At 47.7% G+C, this 21794-nt stretch carries 18 protein-coding genes and 2 pseudogenes; 16 read left to right on the forward strand and 4 right to left on the reverse strand.

Translation table 11 applies throughout. The features are described from left to right. Nucleotide 1: 1 nt before the first annotated feature. The 6 genes and pseudogenes from secD to HH682_RS07455 all read left to right on the forward strand — a co-directional run. A complete protein-coding gene (gene secD, locus HH682_RS07430; RefSeq protein ID WP_214236955.1) occupies nt 2-1849 on the forward strand; it encodes a protein translocase subunit SecD in 1848 nt (615 codons plus the stop codon). 10 nt (nt 1850-1859) lie between these two features. Then, nucleotides 1860-2825, forward strand: a complete 966-nt coding sequence (gene secF / locus HH682_RS07435) for a protein translocase subunit SecF (protein ID WP_214236956.1) — start codon at nt 1860-1862, stop codon at nt 2823-2825. Between the two features lie 117 nt (nt 2826-2942). Next, nucleotides 2943-3193 (forward strand): annotated as a pseudogene (locus HH682_RS07440) (transposase); the annotation flags it as partial. A gap of 953 nt (nt 3194-4146) precedes the next feature. Beyond that, nucleotides 4147-4398, forward strand: coding sequence for a type II toxin-antitoxin system Phd/YefM family antitoxin (locus HH682_RS07445; protein WP_214218967.1), 252 nt, complete (start codon nt 4147-4149; stop codon nt 4396-4398). After that, complete coding sequence (locus tag HH682_RS07450; protein WP_214236957.1) at nt 4395-4682, forward strand: type II toxin-antitoxin system RelE family toxin; 288 nt, start codon at nt 4395-4397, stop codon at nt 4680-4682. The genes HH682_RS07445 and HH682_RS07450 overlap by 4 nt, the downstream gene beginning before the upstream one ends. Nucleotides 4683-4754: 72 nt before the next feature. Beyond that, a pseudogene (locus tag HH682_RS07455) lies at nt 4755-5014 on the forward strand (transposase); the annotation flags it as partial. Nucleotides 5015-5267: 253 nt separating this feature from the next. Here the strand turns inward: HH682_RS07455 and leuD are convergent. Genes leuD through leuA form a run of 4 tightly spaced genes read right to left on the reverse strand, consistent with a single transcriptional unit; the run spans nt 5268 to nt 9949 of the window. Beyond that, nucleotides 5268-5873: a 3-isopropylmalate dehydratase small subunit gene (gene leuD / locus HH682_RS07460; RefSeq protein WP_214236958.1), complete on the reverse strand. Its 606-nt coding sequence runs from the start codon at nt 5871-5873 to the stop codon at nt 5268-5270. 11 nt (nt 5874-5884) lie between these two features. After that, the gene (gene leuC, locus HH682_RS07465) at nt 5885-7285 is read right to left on the reverse strand and encodes a 3-isopropylmalate dehydratase large subunit (protein ID WP_214236959.1); all 1401 of its coding nucleotides are present in this window, start codon (nt 7283-7285) and stop codon (nt 5885-5887) included. A gap of 4 nt (nt 7286-7289) precedes the next feature. Further along, on the reverse strand, nt 7290-8381 hold the full coding sequence (gene leuB, locus HH682_RS07470; RefSeq protein WP_214236960.1) for a 3-isopropylmalate dehydrogenase: 1092 nt from the start codon (nt 8379-8381) through the stop codon (nt 7290-7292). 2 nt (nt 8382-8383) lie between these two features. After that, entirely contained in the window at nt 8384-9949 is a 1566-nt protein-coding gene (gene leuA / locus HH682_RS07475; protein WP_214236961.1) for a 2-isopropylmalate synthase, read from the reverse strand. Nucleotides 9950-10709: 760 nt separating this feature from the next. On the opposite strand from leuA, the gene ilvI reads away from it, so the two are divergent. From ilvI to mraY, 10 genes are all read left to right on the forward strand, one after another. Next, nucleotides 10710-12434: an acetolactate synthase 3 large subunit gene (gene ilvI / locus HH682_RS07480; protein WP_214236962.1), complete on the forward strand. Its 1725-nt coding sequence runs from the start codon at nt 10710-10712 to the stop codon at nt 12432-12434. Beyond that, nucleotides 12434-12925 (forward strand): acetolactate synthase small subunit, encoded by a 492-nt coding sequence (gene ilvN, locus HH682_RS07485; RefSeq protein ID WP_214236963.1) that lies wholly within the window; start codon nt 12434-12436, stop codon nt 12923-12925. Before ilvI ends, ilvN begins: the two co-directional genes overlap by 1 nt. A 139-nt stretch (nt 12926-13064) precedes the next feature. After that, the gene (gene cra, locus HH682_RS07490) at nt 13065-14081 is read left to right on the forward strand and encodes a catabolite repressor/activator (protein WP_214236964.1); all 1017 of its coding nucleotides are present in this window, start codon (nt 13065-13067) and stop codon (nt 14079-14081) included. 310 nt (nt 14082-14391) lie between these two features. Continuing rightward, nucleotides 14392-14850, forward strand: a complete 459-nt coding sequence (mraZ, locus tag HH682_RS07495; RefSeq protein WP_214236965.1) for a division/cell wall cluster transcriptional repressor MraZ — start codon at nt 14392-14394, stop codon at nt 14848-14850. Beyond that, the gene (gene rsmH, locus HH682_RS07500) at nt 14850-15794 is read left to right on the forward strand and encodes a 16S rRNA (cytosine(1402)-N(4))-methyltransferase RsmH (RefSeq protein ID WP_214236966.1); all 945 of its coding nucleotides are present in this window, start codon (nt 14850-14852) and stop codon (nt 15792-15794) included. The genes mraZ and rsmH overlap by 1 nt, the downstream gene beginning before the upstream one ends. Next, the gene (ftsL, locus tag HH682_RS07505) at nt 15791-16111 is read left to right on the forward strand and encodes a cell division protein FtsL (RefSeq protein ID WP_214236967.1); all 321 of its coding nucleotides are present in this window, start codon (nt 15791-15793) and stop codon (nt 16109-16111) included. The genes rsmH and ftsL overlap by 4 nt, the downstream gene beginning before the upstream one ends. 13 nt (nt 16112-16124) lie before the next feature. After that, complete coding sequence (gene ftsI / locus HH682_RS07510; RefSeq protein WP_214236968.1) at nt 16125-17885, forward strand: peptidoglycan glycosyltransferase FtsI; 1761 nt, start codon at nt 16125-16127, stop codon at nt 17883-17885. Continuing rightward, on the forward strand, nt 17872-19359 hold the full coding sequence (gene murE, locus HH682_RS07515; RefSeq protein ID WP_214236969.1) for a UDP-N-acetylmuramoyl-L-alanyl-D-glutamate--2,6-diaminopimelate ligase: 1488 nt from the start codon (nt 17872-17874) through the stop codon (nt 19357-19359). The genes ftsI and murE overlap by 14 nt, the downstream gene beginning before the upstream one ends. Then, a complete protein-coding gene (gene murF, locus HH682_RS07520) occupies nt 19356-20717 on the forward strand; it encodes a UDP-N-acetylmuramoyl-tripeptide--D-alanyl-D-alanine ligase (protein WP_214236970.1) in 1362 nt (453 codons plus the stop codon). Before murE ends, murF begins: the two co-directional genes overlap by 4 nt. Next, a complete protein-coding gene (gene mraY / locus HH682_RS07525; RefSeq protein WP_214236971.1) occupies nt 20711-21793 on the forward strand; it encodes a phospho-N-acetylmuramoyl-pentapeptide-transferase in 1083 nt (360 codons plus the stop codon). Before murF ends, mraY begins: the two co-directional genes overlap by 7 nt. Nucleotide 21794 lies beyond the last annotated feature (1 nt).

Raw genomic sequence — 21794 nt, forward strand, 5'->3', positions numbered from 1 at the left:
CGTGCTAAATCGTTATCCTTTATGGAAGTACATCATGCTGATCGTTATATTACTGGTCGGCCTGTTGTATGCACTTCCAAACCTTTATGGTGAGGATCCGGCTGTTCAAATCACTGGTGAGCGGGGCGCCGCTGCCAGTGAGCAGACATTGGATCAGATCCAGACAGTACTCAAACAACAACATATCGACACCCGTTCTATCGCATTAGAGAATGGCGCAATCATGGCGCGTTTTGCTAATACCGATATTCAATTGCGTGCGCGTGAAGCACTGGTTAATGCGTTAGGCAATAACTACGTCGTAGCATTGAACCTTGCTCCTGCGACCCCTCGTTGGTTAGCGGCACTTTCGGCTGAGCCGATGAAGCTTGGTTTAGACCTGCGGGGTGGTGTGCACTTCTTAATGGAAGTGGATATGGATACTGCATTAGGCAAGTTGCAAGAGCAAAATGCAGAAACGCTACGGGGCGACCTTCGTACCGCTAAACTCGGTTATACCACTGTGGGTAAAATCGATAATTACGGTATTCAAATCCAGTTCCCTAATTCGCAAGCGCGTGATGCCGCAGTGAGCTACTTAAGCCCACGTCATCGTGATCTTGTCATCAGAAGCCGTGGTAGCAATCAACTGACCGCAGCAATGACCGATGCCCGCTTAAGCGAAGCCCGTGAATATGCGGTACAGCAAAACATTACCATTCTCCGTAACCGTGTTAACCAATTAGGTGTTTCAGAGCCATTGGTACAGCGTCAAGGTTCGGACCGTATTGTGGTTGAGCTACCGGGGATTCAAGACACCGCGCGCGCTAAAGAGATCCTTGGTGCAACGGCGACACTTGAGTTCCGTTTAGTCAATACCAGTGTTGACCCAGCCGCTGTCGCGGCAGGACGCGTACCGGGTGATTCTGAAGTCAAGACTATGCGTGACGGACAACCCGTTGTCCTCTATAAGCGTATCGTCTTAACGGGTGATCATATTACCGACTCGACGTCAACTATGGACGAGTACAATCAGCCGCAAGTTAATATCTCGCTAGATAGCGCGGGTGGCAACGCGATGTCTGATTTCACGCGGAATAATATTGGCAAACCGATGGCAACATTGTTTGTTGAATATAAAGACAGTGGTAAAAAAGATGCTAACGGACGCGCCATTTTAGCGAAACAAGAAGAAGTCATTAACGTGGCTAATATTCAATCGCGTCTCGCTAATAGCTTCCGTATCACGGGCATCAACAATCCAAATGAAGCGCATCAGCTGTCGTTACTGTTACGTGCTGGGGCATTAATCGCGCCAATTCAGATCGTTGAAGAACGCACCATTGGTCCAACCATGGGTCAACAGAATATCCAACAAGGCTTACATGCATGCTTGTGGGGCGTCGCGGTGTCAATTCTGTTTATGCTGGTGTTCTATAAAAAGTTCGGTGTGATTGCGACCACAGCGTTGATTGCAAACTTAATCTTAATCATCGGTATTATGTCATTGTTGCCTGGTGCAACCTTGACGATGCCAGGTATTGCCGGGATTGTCTTGACCCTTGCGGTAGCGGTTGATGCCAACGTATTGATCAATGAGCGGATTAAGGAAGAGCTACGTAACGGGCGTACGGTACAGCAGGCGATCCACGAAGGTTATCGTGGTGCGTTCTCCAGTATTGTCGATGCCAACGTCACAACGCTTATTACGGCTATCATTCTCTATGCTGTGGGTACAGGCTCTATTAAAGGGTTTGCGATTACGACAGCGATTGGGGTGGCAACCTCCATGTTTACGGCCATTGTAGGGACACGAGCAATTGTGAATCTGCTTTACGGCGGTAAACGTATCAACAAGCTGTCGATTTAAGGAGCCTGTTGTGGCACAAGAATATAGTATTGAACAACTCAACTATGGCCGTAAGGTGCATGATTTCATGCGCTGGGACAAGTTAGCTTTTACCCTGTCAGCGCTGTTGTTAATTGCCTCTGCCATCATTATTGGTGTGCGTGGCTTTAACTGGGGGCTCGATTTTACCGGCGGTACGGTGATCGAGATTACGCTTGAGAAACCCGGTGAATTGGATGTGATGCGCAGTGCATTACAACATGCTGGTTTTAGCGATCCCCAAGTACAAAACTTTGGTAGCAGCCGTGAAGTGATGGTGCGTTTATCTCCCCATGATGGCAACGCTGGGCAAGAGCTTGGGACTAAAGTCATTAGTGAGATTAACCAAGCGACGCAGCAAACTGCCGTGGTAAAACGTATTGAGTTCGTTGGCCCGAGCGTCGGCAGTGATCTGGCACAGGCAGGGGCGTTAGCGCTGCTGGCGGCATTGATCTGTATCTTAATCTATGTGGGCTTTCGTTTTGAATGGCGCCTTGCTCTGGGAGCGGTATTAGCCCTAGCGCATGATGTCATCATTACGATGGGGGTGTTATCACTGTTCCATATCGAGGTTGATTTAACGATTATTGCCTCACTGATGTCGGTCATCGGCTATTCGTTAAATGACAGCATCGTCGTTTCTGACCGGATCCGTGAAAACTTCCGTAAGATTCGCCGTGGTACGCCTTACGATATCGTCAATATCTCTCTCACTCAGACATTGAGCCGGACATTGATGACGTCGGCAACCACGTTAGTCGTTGTGTTAATGCTGTTTCTGTTTGGGGGTGAGCTATTACGCGGCTTCTCACTGACGATGTTAATTGGTGTGACCATCGGTACAGTATCTTCTATTTACGTCGCGTCTGCATTGGCGTTGAAACTCGGTATGAAGCGCGAACATATGTTAGTGCAGAAAGTCGAGAAAGAAGGGGCTGACCAGCCACGTATTCAGTAGAATACCGGCCACTAAAAAAGGGACATGAAAATGTCCCTTCAGATTGATGACAAAGTCCTGGCCTCTTGGCCAGGACTTTAATCTAATAGGGTTAGCCTAATTAATGAGCTAACGCCGATGCTTAAAGAATCTTCCCCCCTCAGCAATATCAAATCGAAATGGTCACCCTTGAAGAGCTGGTGCTTAAAAATCATCTGATGCGAAAAGTCGACGCCACTATCGATTTCAATTTCATCCGTGGCGAAGTGGCCCATTTTTATTACCATGACAACGGACGGCCCGCTATCGACCCTGTTGTGCAGTTTACAATGATGCTGCTTGGCTATCTCTTTGGCATCCCCAGTGAGCGCCGTCTTGTTCAGGAAATTTAGGTCAATGTTGCTTGGATAACCCGTCCGATGAAAATACTGAGCACACTTCACCACCAGCGAAAGCGCCAATGACTCACAATTTTTAAGGAAATGTCTTATAGCCTCACCAGCACTTCTAATCCGTTTTCCCTTGGCCTTATTGGCAAGATCCTCGGCCGCATCTTCATCACTTGTTTTCCACCCTATACGGCCGTTATTCATCATAATGTCAGCATCAATATAGTCAGCTGCATTCCTTTCAGACGCAATCTTTGCATTCATCTCATTTACGAGCATGTTCTGATAATTAACAAAGCTTTGCGCACGGTTTTGAGGGGAACTGTTTAATCTATTTACCATTTCGTTAAAAGCATTAACGGTATTGGATTGAGCTTGACCCAAAGCAGCCTCTAAATTTTTCTGTTTTGCATCGATCTCTTGCATTGCTGCAATTAATTCATCGTGATGGATTTTGGGTACATTTTGCGCGAAATCTAGTGGGTCGATATGCTGTGATACTGAATTAGGCCTAGTAACTAAACCTATTCCATAGCTCTGGTTTACACCATTCGCGTTGAATTGGTTAGCCCCAACGCCAGAAGAATTAGGGGCTAATTAACCTCCACCACCGGTAATATAGATAATGGGTTAACCAGAAGAAGTGTAAGGTACACCGTCACGAAAATAAGCAGGTTCACTCATGATTAATTCCTTATAAAAAGTAGCCTTGTACTGTTTATATATGCAGTACAATATCGGACCTTTAATGCCTATAGTCAAGAATGATTATCATTCAATTTGTATGTTTTACGTAAGCTCTGAAGCCCTTCACATTTGTGGGAATCGATATAATTATTTAGACACCGTTGGATGAATAAAAGAAAACAAGCGGCTACCACTTCAAAAGACTTGTTAAAAGGTCTTTTCAGTATTACTATTCATGACCTGTTAATGAGTCTTTTGAGGTCGATATGCCAAATATTATTCTTAGTGATACCAGTGCCAGTGTTAGTGAATTAAAGAAAAATCCTATGGCCACGGTGAATGCCGGTGATGGGTTCCCGGTCGCTATTCTGAATCGTAATCAGCCAGCCTTTTACTGTGTCCCAGCGGAGCTTTACGAAAGATTATTGGAGTCTTTGGATGATCAAGAGCTTGTTAAGTTAGTTGCAGAACGCAAAAACCAACCTTTAGTTGAGGTAGATCTGGACAGCTACCTGTGACCTACAGAATTAAATTCAGGGAATCGGCTCTCAAAGAGTGGCAAAAGCTAGATAAGGTCATTCAGCAGCAGTTCGCTAAAAAGTTAAAAAAATGCTGTGAAAATCCGCATATTACCTCAGCTAAGTTGAGCGTCTTAAAAGATTGCTACAAAATTAAACTACGCGCTTCCGGCTTTCGTTTAGTTTATGAGGTGATTGATGATCAGCTTGTTATTGCAGTTGTAGCGGTGGGTAAGCGAGAACGTAGTGACGTCTATAACCTAGCAAGCAAGAGAATGCGTTAGGGCGCACAAAAAAGGTTCTTTAAGGACCTTGCAGATTGCTGGCAAAGTTCTGGCCTCTTGGCACTGATTTAGAAAACCACCCGTCACGAGGGCTATCGTCAGTATCGTAGCTCGCCGTATATCTGTGCAGCGTGCCCACAACTTAAGTCTTGTACGCAGAGCCAGAACAGGCAAAAAGTGGTAACGCGTCACGTGTGGGAGGAAAGTAAGGAACGGGCGGACGAAATGAGACTGACGCCCTAGGATCAAAAGTGTATGCACGGCGAAAAGAGACGATTGAGAAGAGCTACGTGGATGCAAAGCAACATCATGGTCACCGTTACGCGCGGTTTTGAAGGCTGATTAACGAGTAGATGCAGTACCTGATGGCGACAGCAGCGCATAATATAAAAAAATAGCGCTACTGACAGAGCTTGTCAGAAGAGTGATAGGGCGTCAAAAGACACGCAAAGAAAGAGTCAAAAAAATATCGCGATCGTGACCTCCGGTCGCTCAAAAAGAAGAGCCCCACCAGAAAGATGGGGGGCGTCAGCAATCTTAAGGGACATGAAAATGTCCCTTTTTTTATGCTAAACGCTGAGAGAATTACTGGAGAAAAGCGGGTTGCTTCGCTTCATAATCATCGATCGACGCTTCATGTTGTAGTGTCAGTCCAATGCTATCTAATCCATTTAACATACAGTGGCGGCGGAAGCTATCCAGTTCGAAAGTGTAAGTCTTATCTCCCGCCTGAATAGTCATCGCTTCCAGATCAACGGTAAAATTGATCCCCGGCTGTTGCTCGACCTGCTGGAAAAGTTCGTCAATTTGCGCTTCGCTTAATTTAACTAATAGCAGTTGGTTATTGAAACTATTACTGTAGAAAATATCCGCGAAAGAAGGCGCTATTACGACGCGAAAACCAAAGTCGGTTAAGGCCCAAGGCGCATGCTCACGCGATGAGCCGCAGCCAAAGTTTTCGCGTGTTAATAGAATACTGGTGCCTTGATACAGTGGTTTATTCAGTACGAAATCCGGATTAGGGATTTTGCCCTCATCATCGATAAAGCGCCAATCGTTAAAAAGATGCTGACCAAAACCTGTACGGGTGACTTTCTGTAAAAACTGTTTTGGAATGATCGCATCAGTATCGACATTGGCCGCATCTAAAGGCGCAACCAGTCCGGTATGTTGAGTAAATTTAATTGCCATGCTGCAGGTCCTCAGTTCAAGGTACGGATATCAGTGAAGCGACCAGTGACGGCTGCTGCTGCTGCCATGGCTGGACTGACTAAGTGAGTCCGGCCACCACGACCTTGACGTCCTTCAAAGTTACGGTTGCTGGTTGACGCACAACGCTCACCGGCATTCAGGCGATCGTTATTCATCGCTAAACACATTGAGCAGCCCGGTAAACGCCATTCAAATCCTGCTTCTAAGAAGATTTTATCTAAACCTTCTTCCTCAGCTTGTGCTTTAACGGGGCCGGAACCCGGAACAACCATTGCAACGATACCAGGTGCAACTTTACGCCCTTTGGCAATTGCTGCTGCCGCACGTAAATCTTCAATCCGCGAATTAGTACAAGAACCGATAAAGACCTTATCGATCGCGACATCTGTTAATCGAATACCACCCTCTAACCCCATATAAGCCAGCGCTTTTTCTGCTGAAGCACGTTCAACAGGATCGCTAAACTCTTCTGGACGCGGAATAGGTTGGTCAACAGCGATTACCTGTCCAGGGTTCGTTCCCCAGGTGACTTGAGGGGCGATATCTGCTGCATCCAGCGTGACAACGCAATCGAATTCAGCGTTATCGTCGGATTTTAAGGTTTTCCAGTAAGCAACGGCGTCATCCCACTGTTCGCCCTTCGGCGCAAATTGACGGCCTTTCAAGTATTCAAAGGTGGTGTCATCGGGTGCGACCAATCCGGCCTTAGCCCCTAACTCAATGGCCATATTACACAGGGTCATGCGGCCTTCCATACTTAACGCTTCGATCGCCGCACCGCAGAATTCCACTACATAACCCGTACCGCCTGCGCTGCCGGTTTTACCGATGATCGCCAAGACAATGTCTTTCGCTGAGATACCGCCAATGGCTGAGCCGGTCACCTCGATTTTCATCGTTTTCGCCCGGCCTTGTTTCAAGGTTTGGGTCGCCATCACGTGTTCAACTTCTGATGTCCCAATACCGAATGCCAAGGCACCAAAGGCACCGTGGGTGGCGGTATGAGAGTCACCACAGACAATGGTCATACCCGGTAAGGTGATGCCTTGTTCTGGACCGATAACGTGAACAATTCCTTGGAATGGGTGATTTAAGTCATACAGACTGACACCAAACTCGGCACAGTTCTTGATCAGCTCTTGCATCTGGATACGCGCCATTTCACCGGACGCGTTAATATCCCGAGTCTCTGTCGAGACATTATGGTCCATCGTAGCGAAGGTTTTCGACGGCTGACGTAATTTACGGCCATGGGCACGAAGACCATCAAAGGCTTGTGGTGAGGTCACTTCATGAACTAAGTGACGGTCAATGTACAGGATAGGCGTCTCTTGTGGCGTCTCGTGAACGACATGTGCATCAAATAACTTCTGGTATAAGGTTTTGCTCATTTTATTATTTTTCCTCAGCAATATACCGGGCAATGATATTACCCATCTCGTCAGTACTGACTGCTTGACCGTCACCGGCTAAATCGTGAGTGCGGTGCCCTGCAGCCAGCGCCTTGCTGATCGCATTTTCAATCGCTTCTGCCGCATCACCTTGTTGTAAGCTATAACGCAGCAACAATGCTAGTGATAAAATTTGTGCAATCGGGTTGGCGATATTCTTACCCGCGATATCGGGGGCCGAGCCGCCAGCAGGTTCGTACAATCCGAATCCGTCTTCATTCAGACTAGCTGAAGGAAGCATTCCCATAGACCCGGTAATCATCGCACACTCATCAGATAGGATATCGCCGAATAAGTTGGAGCATAACAGTACGTCGAATTGAGAAGGATCCTTGATCAGCTGCATCGTGGCATTATCGATATAGATATGCGATAGCTCGACGTCCGGATACTCTTTCGCAATCTCTGTGACCGTTTCACGCCATAAAATCGACGACTGTAATACGTTAGCTTTATCGACTGATGTGACTTTGTGACGACGCTTACGCGCTGATTCGAACGCTAAGCGCGCAATACGCTCGATCTCATAACGGTGATAAATTTCCGTATCGAAAGCGCGTAGTTGATCGCCGCTACCTTCACGGCCTTTCGGTTGACCGAAGTAGATGCCACCGGTTAATTCACGCACACATAAAATATCGAATCCGCGTGCTGCAATATCGCTACGCAGTGGGCAATAAGCCTCTAAGCCTTTATACAGGGCCGCCGGACGTAAGTTGCTGAACAGTTTAAAGTGCTTACGCAGCGGAAGCAGGGCGCCACGCTCGGGTTGGTCGCTCGGCGGTAAGTGTTCCCATTTAGGTCCACCGACTGAGCCAAACAGAATGGCATCCGCCTGCTCACAGCCTGCTACCGTTGCAGCAGGGAGAGGCGAACCGTGGTTATCGATGGCAATGCCGCCGACATCAAAATGCTGAGTGTTGATCTGAAAGCCAAAACGCTGGCTGACCGCAGCCAGTACCTTTTCGGCCTGAGCCATCACTTCTGGACCGATTCCATCACCCGGTAAAACGGCAACATTATAGTGAGTCGACATAATTACACTGTTTCCTTAATTTCAGTCTGAGACTTACGCTTTAATTCTTGCTCGACCTGACGTGCGCGCCAAATCGTGTTTAATGCATTCACCATCGCCTTCGCGGAAGACTCAACGATGTCGGTGGCTAAGCCAACCCCATGGAATTTCCGGTCGTTATATTTTACGACGATATCCACTTGGCCCAGTGCATTTTCCCCTTGGCCTTTGGCGGTTAATTTATAATTGACTAACTCGATATCTAATCCTGAGATGCGATTGATTGCTTGGTATACGGCATCAACAGGGCCGTTACCGGTCGCGGCTTCTTCTTTGATCTCCGCTCCAATTGCTAATTTTACTGAAGCGGTAGCAGTGATACTTGCCCCTGACTGTACCGTAAAATCATGCAGCACGAAGTGATCGCTCTCATCGGTTTGGTTATTAATGAAAGCTAACGCCTCTAAATCGTAATCAAATACTTGGCCTTTCTTATCGGCTAACTTTAAGAATGCCTCATATAAGGTATCTAAATTGTAATCTTGTTCTTGGTAGCCCATTTCCGCCATCCGGTGTTTTACCGCAGCGCGTCCAGAACGTGAGGTCAAGTTCAATTGAACTTGGTGTAAGCCGATCGATTCTGGGGTTAAAATTTCGTAGTTCTCACGGTTTTTCAGGACGCCATCTTGGTGGATGCCCGAGGAGTGGGCAAAGGCGTTGCTGCCGACCACGGCTTTGTTGGCGGGGATTGGCATATTACAAATTTGGCTAACAATTTGGCTAGTACGATAAATCTCTTGGTGATTAATGCCGGTATGCACATTCATCATGGCATGGCGGGTTTTAATCGCCATGATGACTTCTTCTAACGCGCAGTTACCCGCACGCTCGCCTAATCCATTCAATGTGCCTTCTACTTGGCGAGCCCCTGCAGTCACTGCTGCCATCGCGTTACCGACGGCCATACCTAAATCATCGTGGGTGTGTACCGATAAAATGGCTTTATCGATATTCGGCACGCGTTGAATTAGTGAAGAGATGATATTGGCATATTCGTGCGGCAAGGTATAACCGACGGTATCAGGAATATTAATGGTGCGTGCACCGGCGTTGATAGCCGCCTCTACCACACGACACAAATCGTCGATTGGTGTACGTCCACCATCTTCGCAAGAGAACTCAACATCATCGGTGTAATTTCGTGCACGGCGAATCATATACTCCGCACGCTCAATCACTTGTGGTAGCGTCGAGCGTAATTTTGTTTCGATATGCATCGGGGAGGTGGCTAAAAAAGTATGAATACGGAAAGCCTCAGCCACTTTTAAGGATTCGTATGCAGCATCAATATCTTTTTCAACACAGCGGGCTAGGGCGCAAACTCGGCTATTTTTGATGGTGCGCGCGATGGTTTGTACAGATTCGAAATCACCGGGAGAGGAGACAGGGAAGCCGACTTCCATTACATCAATTTTCATCCGTTCCAATGCCAGCGCGATCTGTAATTTATCTTTCACGCTTAAACTTGCCTGTAATGCTTGCTCACCGTCGCGTAACGTTGTATCGAAGATAATGACTTGCTGGCTCATAATTTGCTTCCTTAAATTCTTTTATTTGATGGCCTTAGCGCATAAAAAAAACCCGCGCTGTTCGGCGCGGGTTTTTCAGTTCTTTCAGGCTTTAATCTTTATTCGTTTTCGCCCACAGAACAACCGCGCTGATATTTAGCGAGGAGGAGGAGGTCTGTGTGAGAAGTGAAACGAATCATTATTAAAGCCTATAGAATCTGTGTGTGCTTATATTGGTACGTGAATTAATCTGTCCTGTCAACGAAAAAATAACCGCGCCGTAAGTTAGGTTGGATGAGTCAATCGAGAAGATGGTCGTGTTTTTAGGTGTTATTATAACTTAATGATTTTTATATAATAATTTCATATAAATGAGTTTGTAATAGATGATTATTCTGCTTAATTTAAAATAGTTGGATATTTAGTTCGTTGTAATAACCTTATGCAACATAGCTGGCTTAGTATAATTCGCATTACCCGCCATGATGCATTTTCTTTATTTTGTGGAGAGTGGAGTGTATCAAACTATTTCTGTGTCTCTGCTTAGTTTTTTTATTAGGCCGATGAATGAAATGCCAGAATAATTCTCTATTAATTTCTTCAGTAAATATTTTTCACTTATTTTCCCTGCCGCGAATTTAAGCGGTATGTTAACGTAAGAAACTTCCCACTCAGTAAAAAATAAAATGATCGGCCCCTAGGGTGAGTGGGAGTCATAAGCGTAGATTTTCTTATCACTGAGAAAGTAATCAGTTGTGTGAGTGAGAAGCCGGAGGCAGTAATGCAGATGTTGTCAGGAGCAGAAATGGTCATTCAGTCACTGATTGATCAAGGTGTAAAACAGGTGTTCGGTTATCCCGGTGGAGCGGTGCTGGATATTTATGATGCCATTCAAACTGTAGGTGGCGTCGACCATATCTTAGTCCGTCATGAACAGGCAGCGGTGCACATGGCTGACGCCGTCGCGCGTGCGACGGGCGAAACGGGAGTGGTATTAGTAACATCTGGACCTGGCGCAACCAATGCCATCACAGGAATTGCCACGGCATACATGGATTCTATCCCAATGGTCGTCCTCTCTGGACAAGTTGCTTCATCCTTGATTGGTAGCGATGCTTTCCAAGAATGCGACATGATTGGTATTTCGCGGCCGATCGTTAAACACAGTTTTCTGGTAAAACGCACCGAAGATATTCCAGAAATGATTAAGAAAGCGTTTTGGCTAGCCTCAACGGGACGCCCGGGCCCGGTGGTGATTGACCTACCTAAAGATATTCTTAATCCTGCAGTGAAATTGCCTTACCACTGGCCAGAAAGCGTGAGTTTACGCTCTTACAATCCAACGGTACAAGGTCATAAAGGGCAGATCAAACGTGCATTGAGCACCCTGTTGGCGGCGAAACAGGCAGTCATTTATGCGGGCGGAGGCATTATTACCGCCCACGCAGAATCCGCTCTAAAAACCTTGGCTCTAAAACTTCATTTACCGGTCACGACGACGTTGATGGGGTTAGGCTGTTTCCCTGGAACACATCCACAAAGCGTAGGTATGTTGGGGATGCATGGTACCTACGAAGCCAATATGACCATGCACAACGCCGACGTTATTTTTGCGGTAGGGGTGCGTTTTGATGATCGGACGACCAATAACATTGCGAAGTATTGCCCAGATGCCACGGTCATTCATATCGATATCGACCCGGCCTCTATTTCGAAAACCGTTAATGCGGATGTACCTGTCGTCGGTGATGCACGCCATGTGTTGGAGCAGATGGTGGAATTACTCGACAACGCGCCACCTATCTCTGAGACGCTGAGCGCAGAGTGGTGGGCGAAAATCGACCAATGGCGCGCGCGTGATTGCCTCAGTTTTTCAACTGAGGGCGATAAAATCAAACCCCAAGCCGCTATCCGTACCTTGTGGAAGCTGACCAAGGGACAGGCGTATGTGGCCTCTGATGTGGGCCAACATCAAATGTTTACCGCGTTACATTATCCTTTCGACCAATCACGGCGTTGGATCAACTCCGGTGGCCTCGGCACGATGGGCTTTGGCTTACCTGCGGCATTGGGAGTGAAGTTGTGCTTACCTGAAGAGACAGTGGTCTGTGTGACGGGGGATGGCAGTATTCAAATGAATATTCAGGAGTTATCTACTGCGTTGCAATATGGCTTACCTATCTTGGTCCTGAACCTGAATAACCGTTACTTAGGAATGGTTAAGCAGTGGCAAGATATGATCTATTCCGGGCGTCACTCACATTCATACATGGAATCTTTACCGAACTTCGTCAAAATTGCTGAAGCTTATGGGCATGTGGGGATTGCGATTACGTCACCGGATGAATTGGAAGATAAGCTCCAACAGGCTCTGGATTTGGTTGCAGAAGGGCGCTTGGTATTTGTTGATGTCATGGTTGATGGTAGTGAGCATGTTTACCCAATGTTGGTTCGCGGGGCTGGGATGAATGAGATGTGGTTAAGCAAGACGGAAAGGAGTGAATAATGCGCCGGATATTGTCAGTATTACTTGAAAATGAGTCTGGGGCGTTATCGAGAGTGGTCGGACTATTTTCCCAGCGAGGGTACAACATCGAAAGCCTTGCGGTGGCACCGACTGAAGACCCTACTTTATCTCGTATCACTATCCAAACCATCGGTGATGAAAAGGTGTTGGAGCAGATTGAGAAGCAGCTCCACAAGCTGGTCGATGTGTTACGGGTCAATGAGTTAGGGCAAAGTGCTTTCGTTGAACGTGAAGTGATGCTTGTAAAGATTATCGCTGAAGGCGCTGCCCGCGAAGAGACCAAACGTTGTGCCGATATTTTTCGTGGTCAGATTGTCGATGTCAGCCCTCGCTTTTATACCGTGCAACTGGTCGGTAGCACAGAAAAGCTCGATGCATTTTTAACCGCAGTTCGTGCAGTGACCGAAATTGCCGAAGTGGTACGTTCGGGCGTTATTGGTATCTCTCGTGGCGATAAAACTCTCAGTTAACCTTTTCTAAGGGAAAGGCTTTTCAAGCCTTTCCCTCTCACACCAGTTGCCTGTTACTCGCTTCATAGGGTATATAGTCTTGAGGCGTCAATGCGTGATACCTGAGGGCGTATTGAAGGGGATGAAGAGTGAGGGAAGGGTGAAACTAGACGAAATTGCACGACTGGCAGGGGTTTCCAGAACAACTGCTAGCTATGTTATCAACGGTAAGGCCAAGCAATACCGGGTTAGCGAGAAAACCGTCGAAAAAGTGATGGCGGTTGTACGAGAGCATAACTATCACCCCAACGCCGTGGCTGCCGGTCTTCGAGCGGGTAAAACGCGCTCAATCGGGTTAGTTATTCCTGATCTGGAAAATACCAGTTATACCCGTATTGCGAAATACCTTGAACGCCAGGCTCGTCAACAGGGCTACCAACTACTTATTGCGTGTTCGGAAGATCAACCGGATAACGAAATGCGCTGTATTGACCATTTATTACAACGAAAAATAGATGCCCTGATCGTCTCAACCTCATTACCGGCACAACATCCCTTTTATCTACATTGCGCAGAACGCCAATTACCCGTTATCGCCTTGGATAGACCTTTAGACCAGCGATTGTTCAGCAGTGTGGTCGGGGCGGATCGCGAGGATGCTTTTGCGCTGGCCGATGCTCAGCGTCAGCAGCCAATCGATAATATTCTCTTCTTTGGAGCATTACCTGAGCTCTCAGTCAGTTTTCTACGCGAGCAAGGGTTTCGCGATGCTTGGCAGGGGGATTCGCGACCAACGCAATTTTTATACAGTGATAGCTTTGACCGCCAAAATGCTGCACAGCAATTTACTGCCTACCTGCAGCAGAATCGCTTACCTGCCGCGATATTTACCACCTCGTTCGGCTTACTGCAAGGGGTGATGGATGCCTGCCTCTCGACGCTAGGCGAACTCCCCTCGACACTGTCAATTGCGACCTTCGGAGACCATGAATTGTTAGACTTTCTTGCCTGCCCCGTTCTATCGGCGGGTCAACGTCACCAGGATATTGCTGAATGTGTGTTGGCGTTAGTGTTGAAAACCCTTGAACAGACCAACCTTCCCGAATTGGGAATTACCACTATTCGTCGGCATCTGCATGCTCGGGGCGCTTTAGTTCGCTCAACCCATCCTCTATGAATCGCGGTACAATGGTTAAAATTATTGTATAATCTCTTGCCGAAGTGGGTTAGACGGTAGTGATTGACAAAGTATCTATTCAAATATGGATTATTCTGTACCAGTAGAGTTTCTTCCGCTTTAACTCATTGAGTTACCATAATTTCCTCTCAGTAAAGCGATTTTTCACTAAAAAAAAGCTCGTAATAACAGGAAATATTCCGTGGCAACAGTCAAAGCCGCTTGACAAGCTTTTCCTCCGCTCCGTAAACTCGCTTTGTGGGAAAATGTGGGGCAAAGTGGTATTTCTTTCCAAATATAAGGTTATGTCATGTTCCGTGGGGCCAACCCTGTAAATATAGACAGTAAAGGAAGATTTGCGATTCCAATGCGGTATCGTGAACAACTTTATGAACAGTCTGAAGGGAATATGGTTTGCACGATTGATATTCATCAGCCTTGTTTACTGCTCTATCCTTTGCCGGAATGGGAGCGTATTGAGCATAAGCTTGCTAATTTGTCTTCGATGAATCCATCAGAACGTCGTATACAGCGGTTATTACTCGGACACGCGACGGAGGGGCAACTTGACAATGCGGGACGACTATTATTGACAACCCCTTTACGCACCCATGCCACATTAACTAAACACATTATGCTGGTCGGCCAATACAATAAATTTGAGCTTTGGGACGAACAGACTTGGTATGACCAAGTTAAGCAAGACATTGAGGCTGAGCAACATGCTCAGGGTGTATTATCTGAGCGTTTGCAGGACTTATCGTTATAATGACGTCTAACAATTTTAAACATACTACCGTACTGCTCGACGATGCCGTCGACGGGCTAAATATTCAGCCAGAGGGTATCTATATCGATGGTACTTTTGGCCGGGGAGGGCACTCCCGATTAATCCTCTCCCAGTTAGGTGAAAAGGGGCGTTTGATCGCCATTGATCGCGACCCACAAGCGATTGCCGCAGCCGAACAGATTAATGATCCGCGTTTCTCTATTATTCATGGCCCCTTTTCGCAGCTTGGCGACTATGTAGAATCATTAGATTTAGTCGGTAAAATTGATGGTATATTGCTCGATTTGGGGGTCTCTTCTCCGCAACTCGATGATGCTGAACGCGGATTTTCATTTATGCGCGATGGGCCTCTGGATATGCGGATGGACCCTTCACAAGGCGAATCTGCGGCGCAATGGTTGATGCGCGCAGCAGAAGAAGATATTGCCTTTGTGATCAAAACCTATGGTGAAGAGAAATTTGGTAAACGTATTGCACGTGCCATCGTGGAACGTAACCGCTTAGCGCCGATGACGCGGACTAAAGAGTTAGCAGAAGTGATTGCCGCGGCGATGCCAGTAAAGGATAAGCATAAGCATCCAGCAACCCGCAGTTTCCAAGCCATTCGTATCTGGATTAATAGCGAGTTAGAAGAGATTGAACGTGCATTAGGTGCGTCGATCAAGGCGTTAGCCCCGCAAGGACGGCTGTCGATTATTAGTTTTCACTCCCTTGAAGACCGTTTGGTAAAACGTTTTATGCGTACCCATAGTCGAGGCGTACAAGTCCCTGCGGGTGTTCCCATGACCGAGGCGCAAATACAGGCGCTGGGTGGAAGAGAACTTCGTTCACTGGGTAAATCGGTACCAGGCCCTACAGAAGTAGCAGAAAACCCGCGCGCGCGCAGCTCAGTATTACGCATCGCAGAAAGGAGTGAGGCGTGATCAATAATGAGCGTCATAGTCTACCTGCCGTCATTGGCGGTGATTTACTACGGCATGGAAAACTACCCATAATTCTTCTCATCGGCGTACTAGTTACCTCGATCATGGTTGTGATTACGACTCAAAAGACCCGTCTGCTTACCGCACAACGTGAACAGATGGTGTTAGAGAAAGACTCATTAGATATCGAGTGGCGAAATCTGATTCTCGAAGAGAATGCCTTAGGTGATCACAGCCGTGTTGAGCGTTTAGCAGTGGAAAAACTCCATATGCAGCATGTTGACCCTTCTCAGGAACATATTGTGGTTCAACCATAGGAATAGAAAACTGATGGCCGGCGCAAAAAAAACGCTGAAAACAAATAAGCAAGAAATCAAAGCCAATTTTATCCGTTGGCGTTTTGCATTGTTATGTGGCGGAATTCTGCTGGCGTTAGTCGGCCTGCTCTCTCGTGTGGCATGGCTGCAAGTGGTTAAACCTGAGCGTTTAGTGAAAGAGGGCGATATGCGCTCACTACGCGTTCAGTCAGTACCGAGTTCTCGGGGCATGATTAGCGACCGAAATGGTCGACCGCTCGCCGTCAGCGTACCCGTAAGTGCTATATGGGCGGATCCTAAAGAAGTGAATGCTCACGGTGGAATTGGTTACGATAACCGTTGGAAGGCCTTAGCAGATGCGCTGTCACTGTCCCTCGATCAACTTTCTTCACGGATTAATGCTAACCCGAAAGGCCGCTTTGTCTATCTCGCCCGCCAAGTCAATCCGGCGGTCAGCAGTTATATTCAGAAATTAAAGCTACCGGGGATTAACTTACGTGGGGAATCGCGTCGCTACTACCCTGCAGGGCAAGTTGTCGCTCACTTGATTGGCTTTACCAATATTGATGGTAAAGGTATTGAAGGCGTTGAAAAAAGCTTTGATGAATGGCTAACCGGTAAAGCGGGCGCTCGTATCGTGCGTAAAGATCGCCAAGGGCGGGTGATTGAAGATATCTCCTCTACCGATAGCCGTGTCGCGCATAATCTTACCCTGAGTATTGATGAGCGACTGCAAGCGCAAGTCTATCGCGAGCTGAATAATGCAGTCGCGTTTAATAAAGCGGAGTCGGGAACCGCCGTCTTGGTTGACGTTAATACGGGTGAAGTCCTCGCGATGGCGAACAGCCCGGCTTATAACCCCAATAATCTTAGTAATACGCCAGGTGAAAGTATCCGCAACCGCGCGATTACCGATATTTTTGAACCGGGTTCGACAGTAAAACCTATGGTAGTGATGACGGCCCTACAACGGGGAGTGGTGCATCCAAGTAGCGTATTAAATACTGTACCCTATCGGATTAATGGTCATGAAATCAAAGATGTTGCGCGTTATAATGAATTGACCTTAACCGGTGTCTTACAGAAGTCGAGTAACGTTGGTGTATCCCGTCTGGCGCTCGCCATGCCTTCTTCTGCACTGGTTGAAACCTATTCTCACTTCGGATTGGGTCAACCGACTAATCTCGGATTAGTGGGCGAAAGCAAAGGTATTTATCCGCATAAACAGCGTTGGTCAGATATCGATCGTGCAACGTTTTCCTTCGGCTATGGATTGATGGTCACGCCGCTACAACTGGCACGAGTCTATGCCACCATAGGCAGTTATGGAATTGCTCGCCCCCTATCGATCACTAAGGTTTCACCGCCTGTAGCGGGGACGCGCGCTTTTGATGAAGCCACGGTAAAAACGGTAGTCCATATGATGGAAAGCGTGGCTTTACCTGGCGGCGGCGGTGTTAAAGCGGCGATCAAAGGTTATCGCATTGCGATCAAAACCGGTACGGCAAAAAAAGTTGGGCCTGATGGTCACTATGTTAATAAATATATTGCTTACACCGCAGGGGTTGCGCCGGCTAGTCGCCCTCGATTTGCCTTAGTTGTGGTGATTAACGATCCACAAGGTGGGAAATATTATGGGGGCGCTGTCTCTGCACCCGTCTTCGGTGCCATCATGGGCGGTGTGTTACGCACGATGAATGTTGAGCCAGATGCGCTGGTAACAGAAAACAAAGAACTTACGACAACGAATGAGGGATCAAGTGACCGATCGTAACCTACAAGAGGTGTTAGCACCTTGGGTACCTAATGCTCCTCAACAAGCGCTTAAGGAGATGACACTTGATAGCCGTAATGCTCAAGCGGGCGATCTATTTGTTGCCGTCGTCGGTCACAGTGTCGATGGACGTCAATATATCTCACAGGCCATAGCTCAAGGGGTTACGGCCGTGGTCGCCGATGCACAAGATGTCGCGAAGGATGGTGAAATACGCACGCTCGACGGTGTACCCATTATCTATCTTGCACAATTATCTGAGCGCTTATCAGCCTTGGCTGGGCGCTTTTATGCGCGTCCCCTCGACAACATGCATATTGTTGGGGTCACTGGAACCAATGGCAAAACGACGATCACGCAACTACTGGCGCAGTGGGTCGCTTTACTCGGTGAGTCAAGCGCAGTCATGGGAACTGTCGGCAACGGCCTTTATGGACAGCTGATTGAGAGCGAAAATACTACCGGCTCAGCCATTGACGTGCAGAAAACGCTAGCGGAATTTTCCGCACAGCATGCCAGCTTGACCGCCATGGAAATTTCTTCCCATGGCTTAGTGCAGCATCGTGTGGCGGCGCTACCCTTTTCAGCGGCTATCTTTACTAACTTAAGTCGTGATCACCTTGATTATCACGGTGATATGGAAAGTTATGCAGCAGCAAAGTTATCGTTATTTACTGAACATCAGGTTGGCGTAAGCGTCATCAACGCCGATGATGAGACGGGTCAGCAATGGCTAAAGCAACTGACTGATTCTGTTGCCGTGAGTGTTCGTGGATTAAGCCTTTCGCAACGCCATGGTCTTTGGTTGAGTGCAACCGCGATCACCTACCGTGAACATGGTGTATGCATACAATTCGATTCTGCTTGGGGATCGGGTCAATGCGTCAGCGCGTTAATGGGGGAGTTTAATGTCAGTAATGTATTGTTAGCCTTGGCGACGCTGTTGGCGCTGGGGTACCCCCTAGAGCAATTAATCGCTACGGCCTCTCAACTTTCTCCTGTCTGTGGCCGGATGGAAGTGTTTAAAAAAGCAGGGCATGCTGTCGCAGTGGTGGATTATGCTCACACGCCAGATGCCCTACAGAAGGCTTTAGAGGCAGCGCGTCGCCATTGTCAAGGGCAACTCTGGTGCATATTTGGCTGCGGAGGGGATCGAGACAGAGGTAAACGTCCATTAATGGGGGCGATCGCGGAAGAGTTTGCCGATCATGTAGTCATTACCGACGATAATCCACGCAGCGAAAATCCTGCGTCCATCACCCGTGATATTCTGGCCGGATTGATCGATGCTAGCCGTGCGCAAGTGATCGCTGGCCGAGCACAGGCGATCATCAAGGTATTACAACAGACTACAGAACAAGACATGGTATTGATCGCTGGAAAAGGGCATGAAGATTATCAGATCATTGGCCATCAGCGACTCGACTACTCAGACCGCGAGACGGTCGCAACTCTATTAGGAATGATGGCATGATCCCAGTAACGAGTGAACAACTAGCGCTGATCACTGAGGGTGAACAGGTTGGAGCAGAAGTGACTCTGTGTCATATCACCACTGATACCCGTGAAGTTGTTGAAGGTAGCTTATTCGTGGCATTGCTCGGTGAGCGGTTTGATGCGCACCAGTTCGCGGATCAAGCAATCAGTGCCGGCGCCAGTGCATTACTGGTGAGCCGTCGTTTAGATATTCCCGTTACGCAAATAGTGGTTGAGGATACGCGCATCGCCTTCGGGAAAATTGGCGCGTGGGTACGCCAACAGGTTCCCGCCAAAGTTGTTGGATTGACTGGTTCATCGGGAAAAACTTCGGTGAAAGAGATGACTGCTGCGATGTTGAAACAGTGTGGTGAAACACTCTATACCGCGGGGAATTTGAATAACGATTTCGGTGTGCCAATGACCCTCTTACGTCTTACACCTGAGCACCGTTTTGCGGTGATTGAGATGGGGGCAAACCACCAAGGTGAAATTGCTTACACCACCCATTTAGTGAAGCCAGACGTGGCGCTGGTGAATAATTTAGCCGCTGCTCACTTAGAAGGGTTCGGTTCGATAGAAGGTGTTGCCAAAGCGAAGGGCGAAATTTTCCAAGGCCTACCGCCGCATGGCATTGCTATTCTTAATGCTGAAAGTAATGACCGACATAACTGGCAACCGGCACTGGCAGATAAACAGGTCATGACCTTTTCTGCTGCTGAGCAGGACAGGGATGACTACTACGCAACGCAAATCAAGGTAACGGCAGAAGGGACGATCTTTTGCTTACATACGCCTCACGGCGAGTGTGAGGTTATTCTCCCCTTACCCGGCCAGCACAATATTGCTAATGCGCTTGCCGCCGCGGCACTCTCTCAATCGGTGGGGGCGTCATTACAGGCCATAAAACAAGGCCTCGCGACGTTAACTGCAGTACCTGGAAGACTTTATCCAGTCAAATTGTCTGAGTCGGTATTGCTGCTTGACGATTCCTACAACGCCAACGTTGGGTCTATGACCGCTGCGGCACAGGTGTTAGCGACGATGCCCGGCTATCGGATTATGATTGCTGGCGATATGGGTGAACTAGGAAGTGATACCGAATCTTGCCACCGTAAGGTGGGTAAAGCGCTGCATGAGGCTGGCATCGATAAAGTCTTAACGGTTGGCGAATATAGTCAATGGATCGCGCAAGAGAGCCAGGTTGGGGAAGTTTTTGCCACAAAATCAGCGTTGACTGAACGCGCACGCGAATTAATTAAAGAACATCAAGTTGTGACGCTATTAGTGAAAGGATCACGCAGTGCTGCAATGGAAGAAATAGTTGTGAAATTACAGGAGAAAGACGCATGTTAGTTTGGCTAGCCGAGCATCTGGCTAAATTTTATTCAGGATTTAACGTCTTCTCATATTTGACGTTTCGCGCCATTGTCAGCTTATTAACGGCTTTATTTATCTCATTGTGGATGGGCCCACGGTTAATCGCTTGGCTTCAAAAATTACAAATTGGGCAAGTCGTGCGTAATGATGGGCCCGAGTCACACTTTAGTAAGCGGGGGACCCCGACCATGGGGGGGATTATGATCCTCACCTCCATTACTATTTCGGTACTGTTGTGGGCTTATCCTTCCAACCCCTATGTATGGTGTGTGTTGGTGGTGCTGGTAGGCTACGGGATAGTCGGTTTTGTCGACGACTATCGCAAAGTTGTCCGTAAAGATACTAAAGGCTTAATTGCTCGCTGGAAATATTTCTGGCAATCGGTGATTGCTCTGGGTGTGGCGTTCGCTCTTTATGCTATTGGGAAAGATACCCCAGCCACACAATTAGTCGTGCCTTTCTTCAAAGATATTATGCCGCAATTAGGCTTATTTTATCTCTTCTTGACCTACTTTGTGATTGTAGGCACCAGTAATGCCGTCAACCTTACAGATGGACTGGACGGTTTAGCCATTATGCCAACCGTTTTTGTCGCGGCAGGTTTTGGACTTGTCGCCTGGGCGACGGGAAATGTGAATTTCGCTGACTATCTGCATATTCCTTATCTACGCCATGCGGGTGAGCTGGTCATTGTCTGCACGGCGATTGTTGGGGCAGGGCTCGGTTTTCTCTGGTTTAACACTTACCCAGCACAAGTTTTTATGGGCGATGTCGGTTCTTTAGCGCTGGGTGGGGCATTAGGAACTATTGCCGTATTGCTACGCCAAGAGTTTTTACTGGTCATTATGGGCGGTGTGTTTGTAGTCGAAACGTTATCGGTTATTTTACAAGTGGGGTCATTCAAATTACGTGGTCAGCGTATCTTCCGGATGGCGCCTATCCACCACCACTATGAGCTAAAAGGTTGGCCGGAGCCGCGCGTGATCGTTCGCTTCTGGATCATTTCATTAATGTTAGTGTTAATCGGTCTCGCCACCCTTAAGGTACGTTAAT

This window comes from Rosenbergiella gaditana (assembly GCF_018494065.1).
Lineage (GTDB): Bacteria > Pseudomonadota > Gammaproteobacteria > Enterobacterales > Enterobacteriaceae > Rosenbergiella > Rosenbergiella gaditana.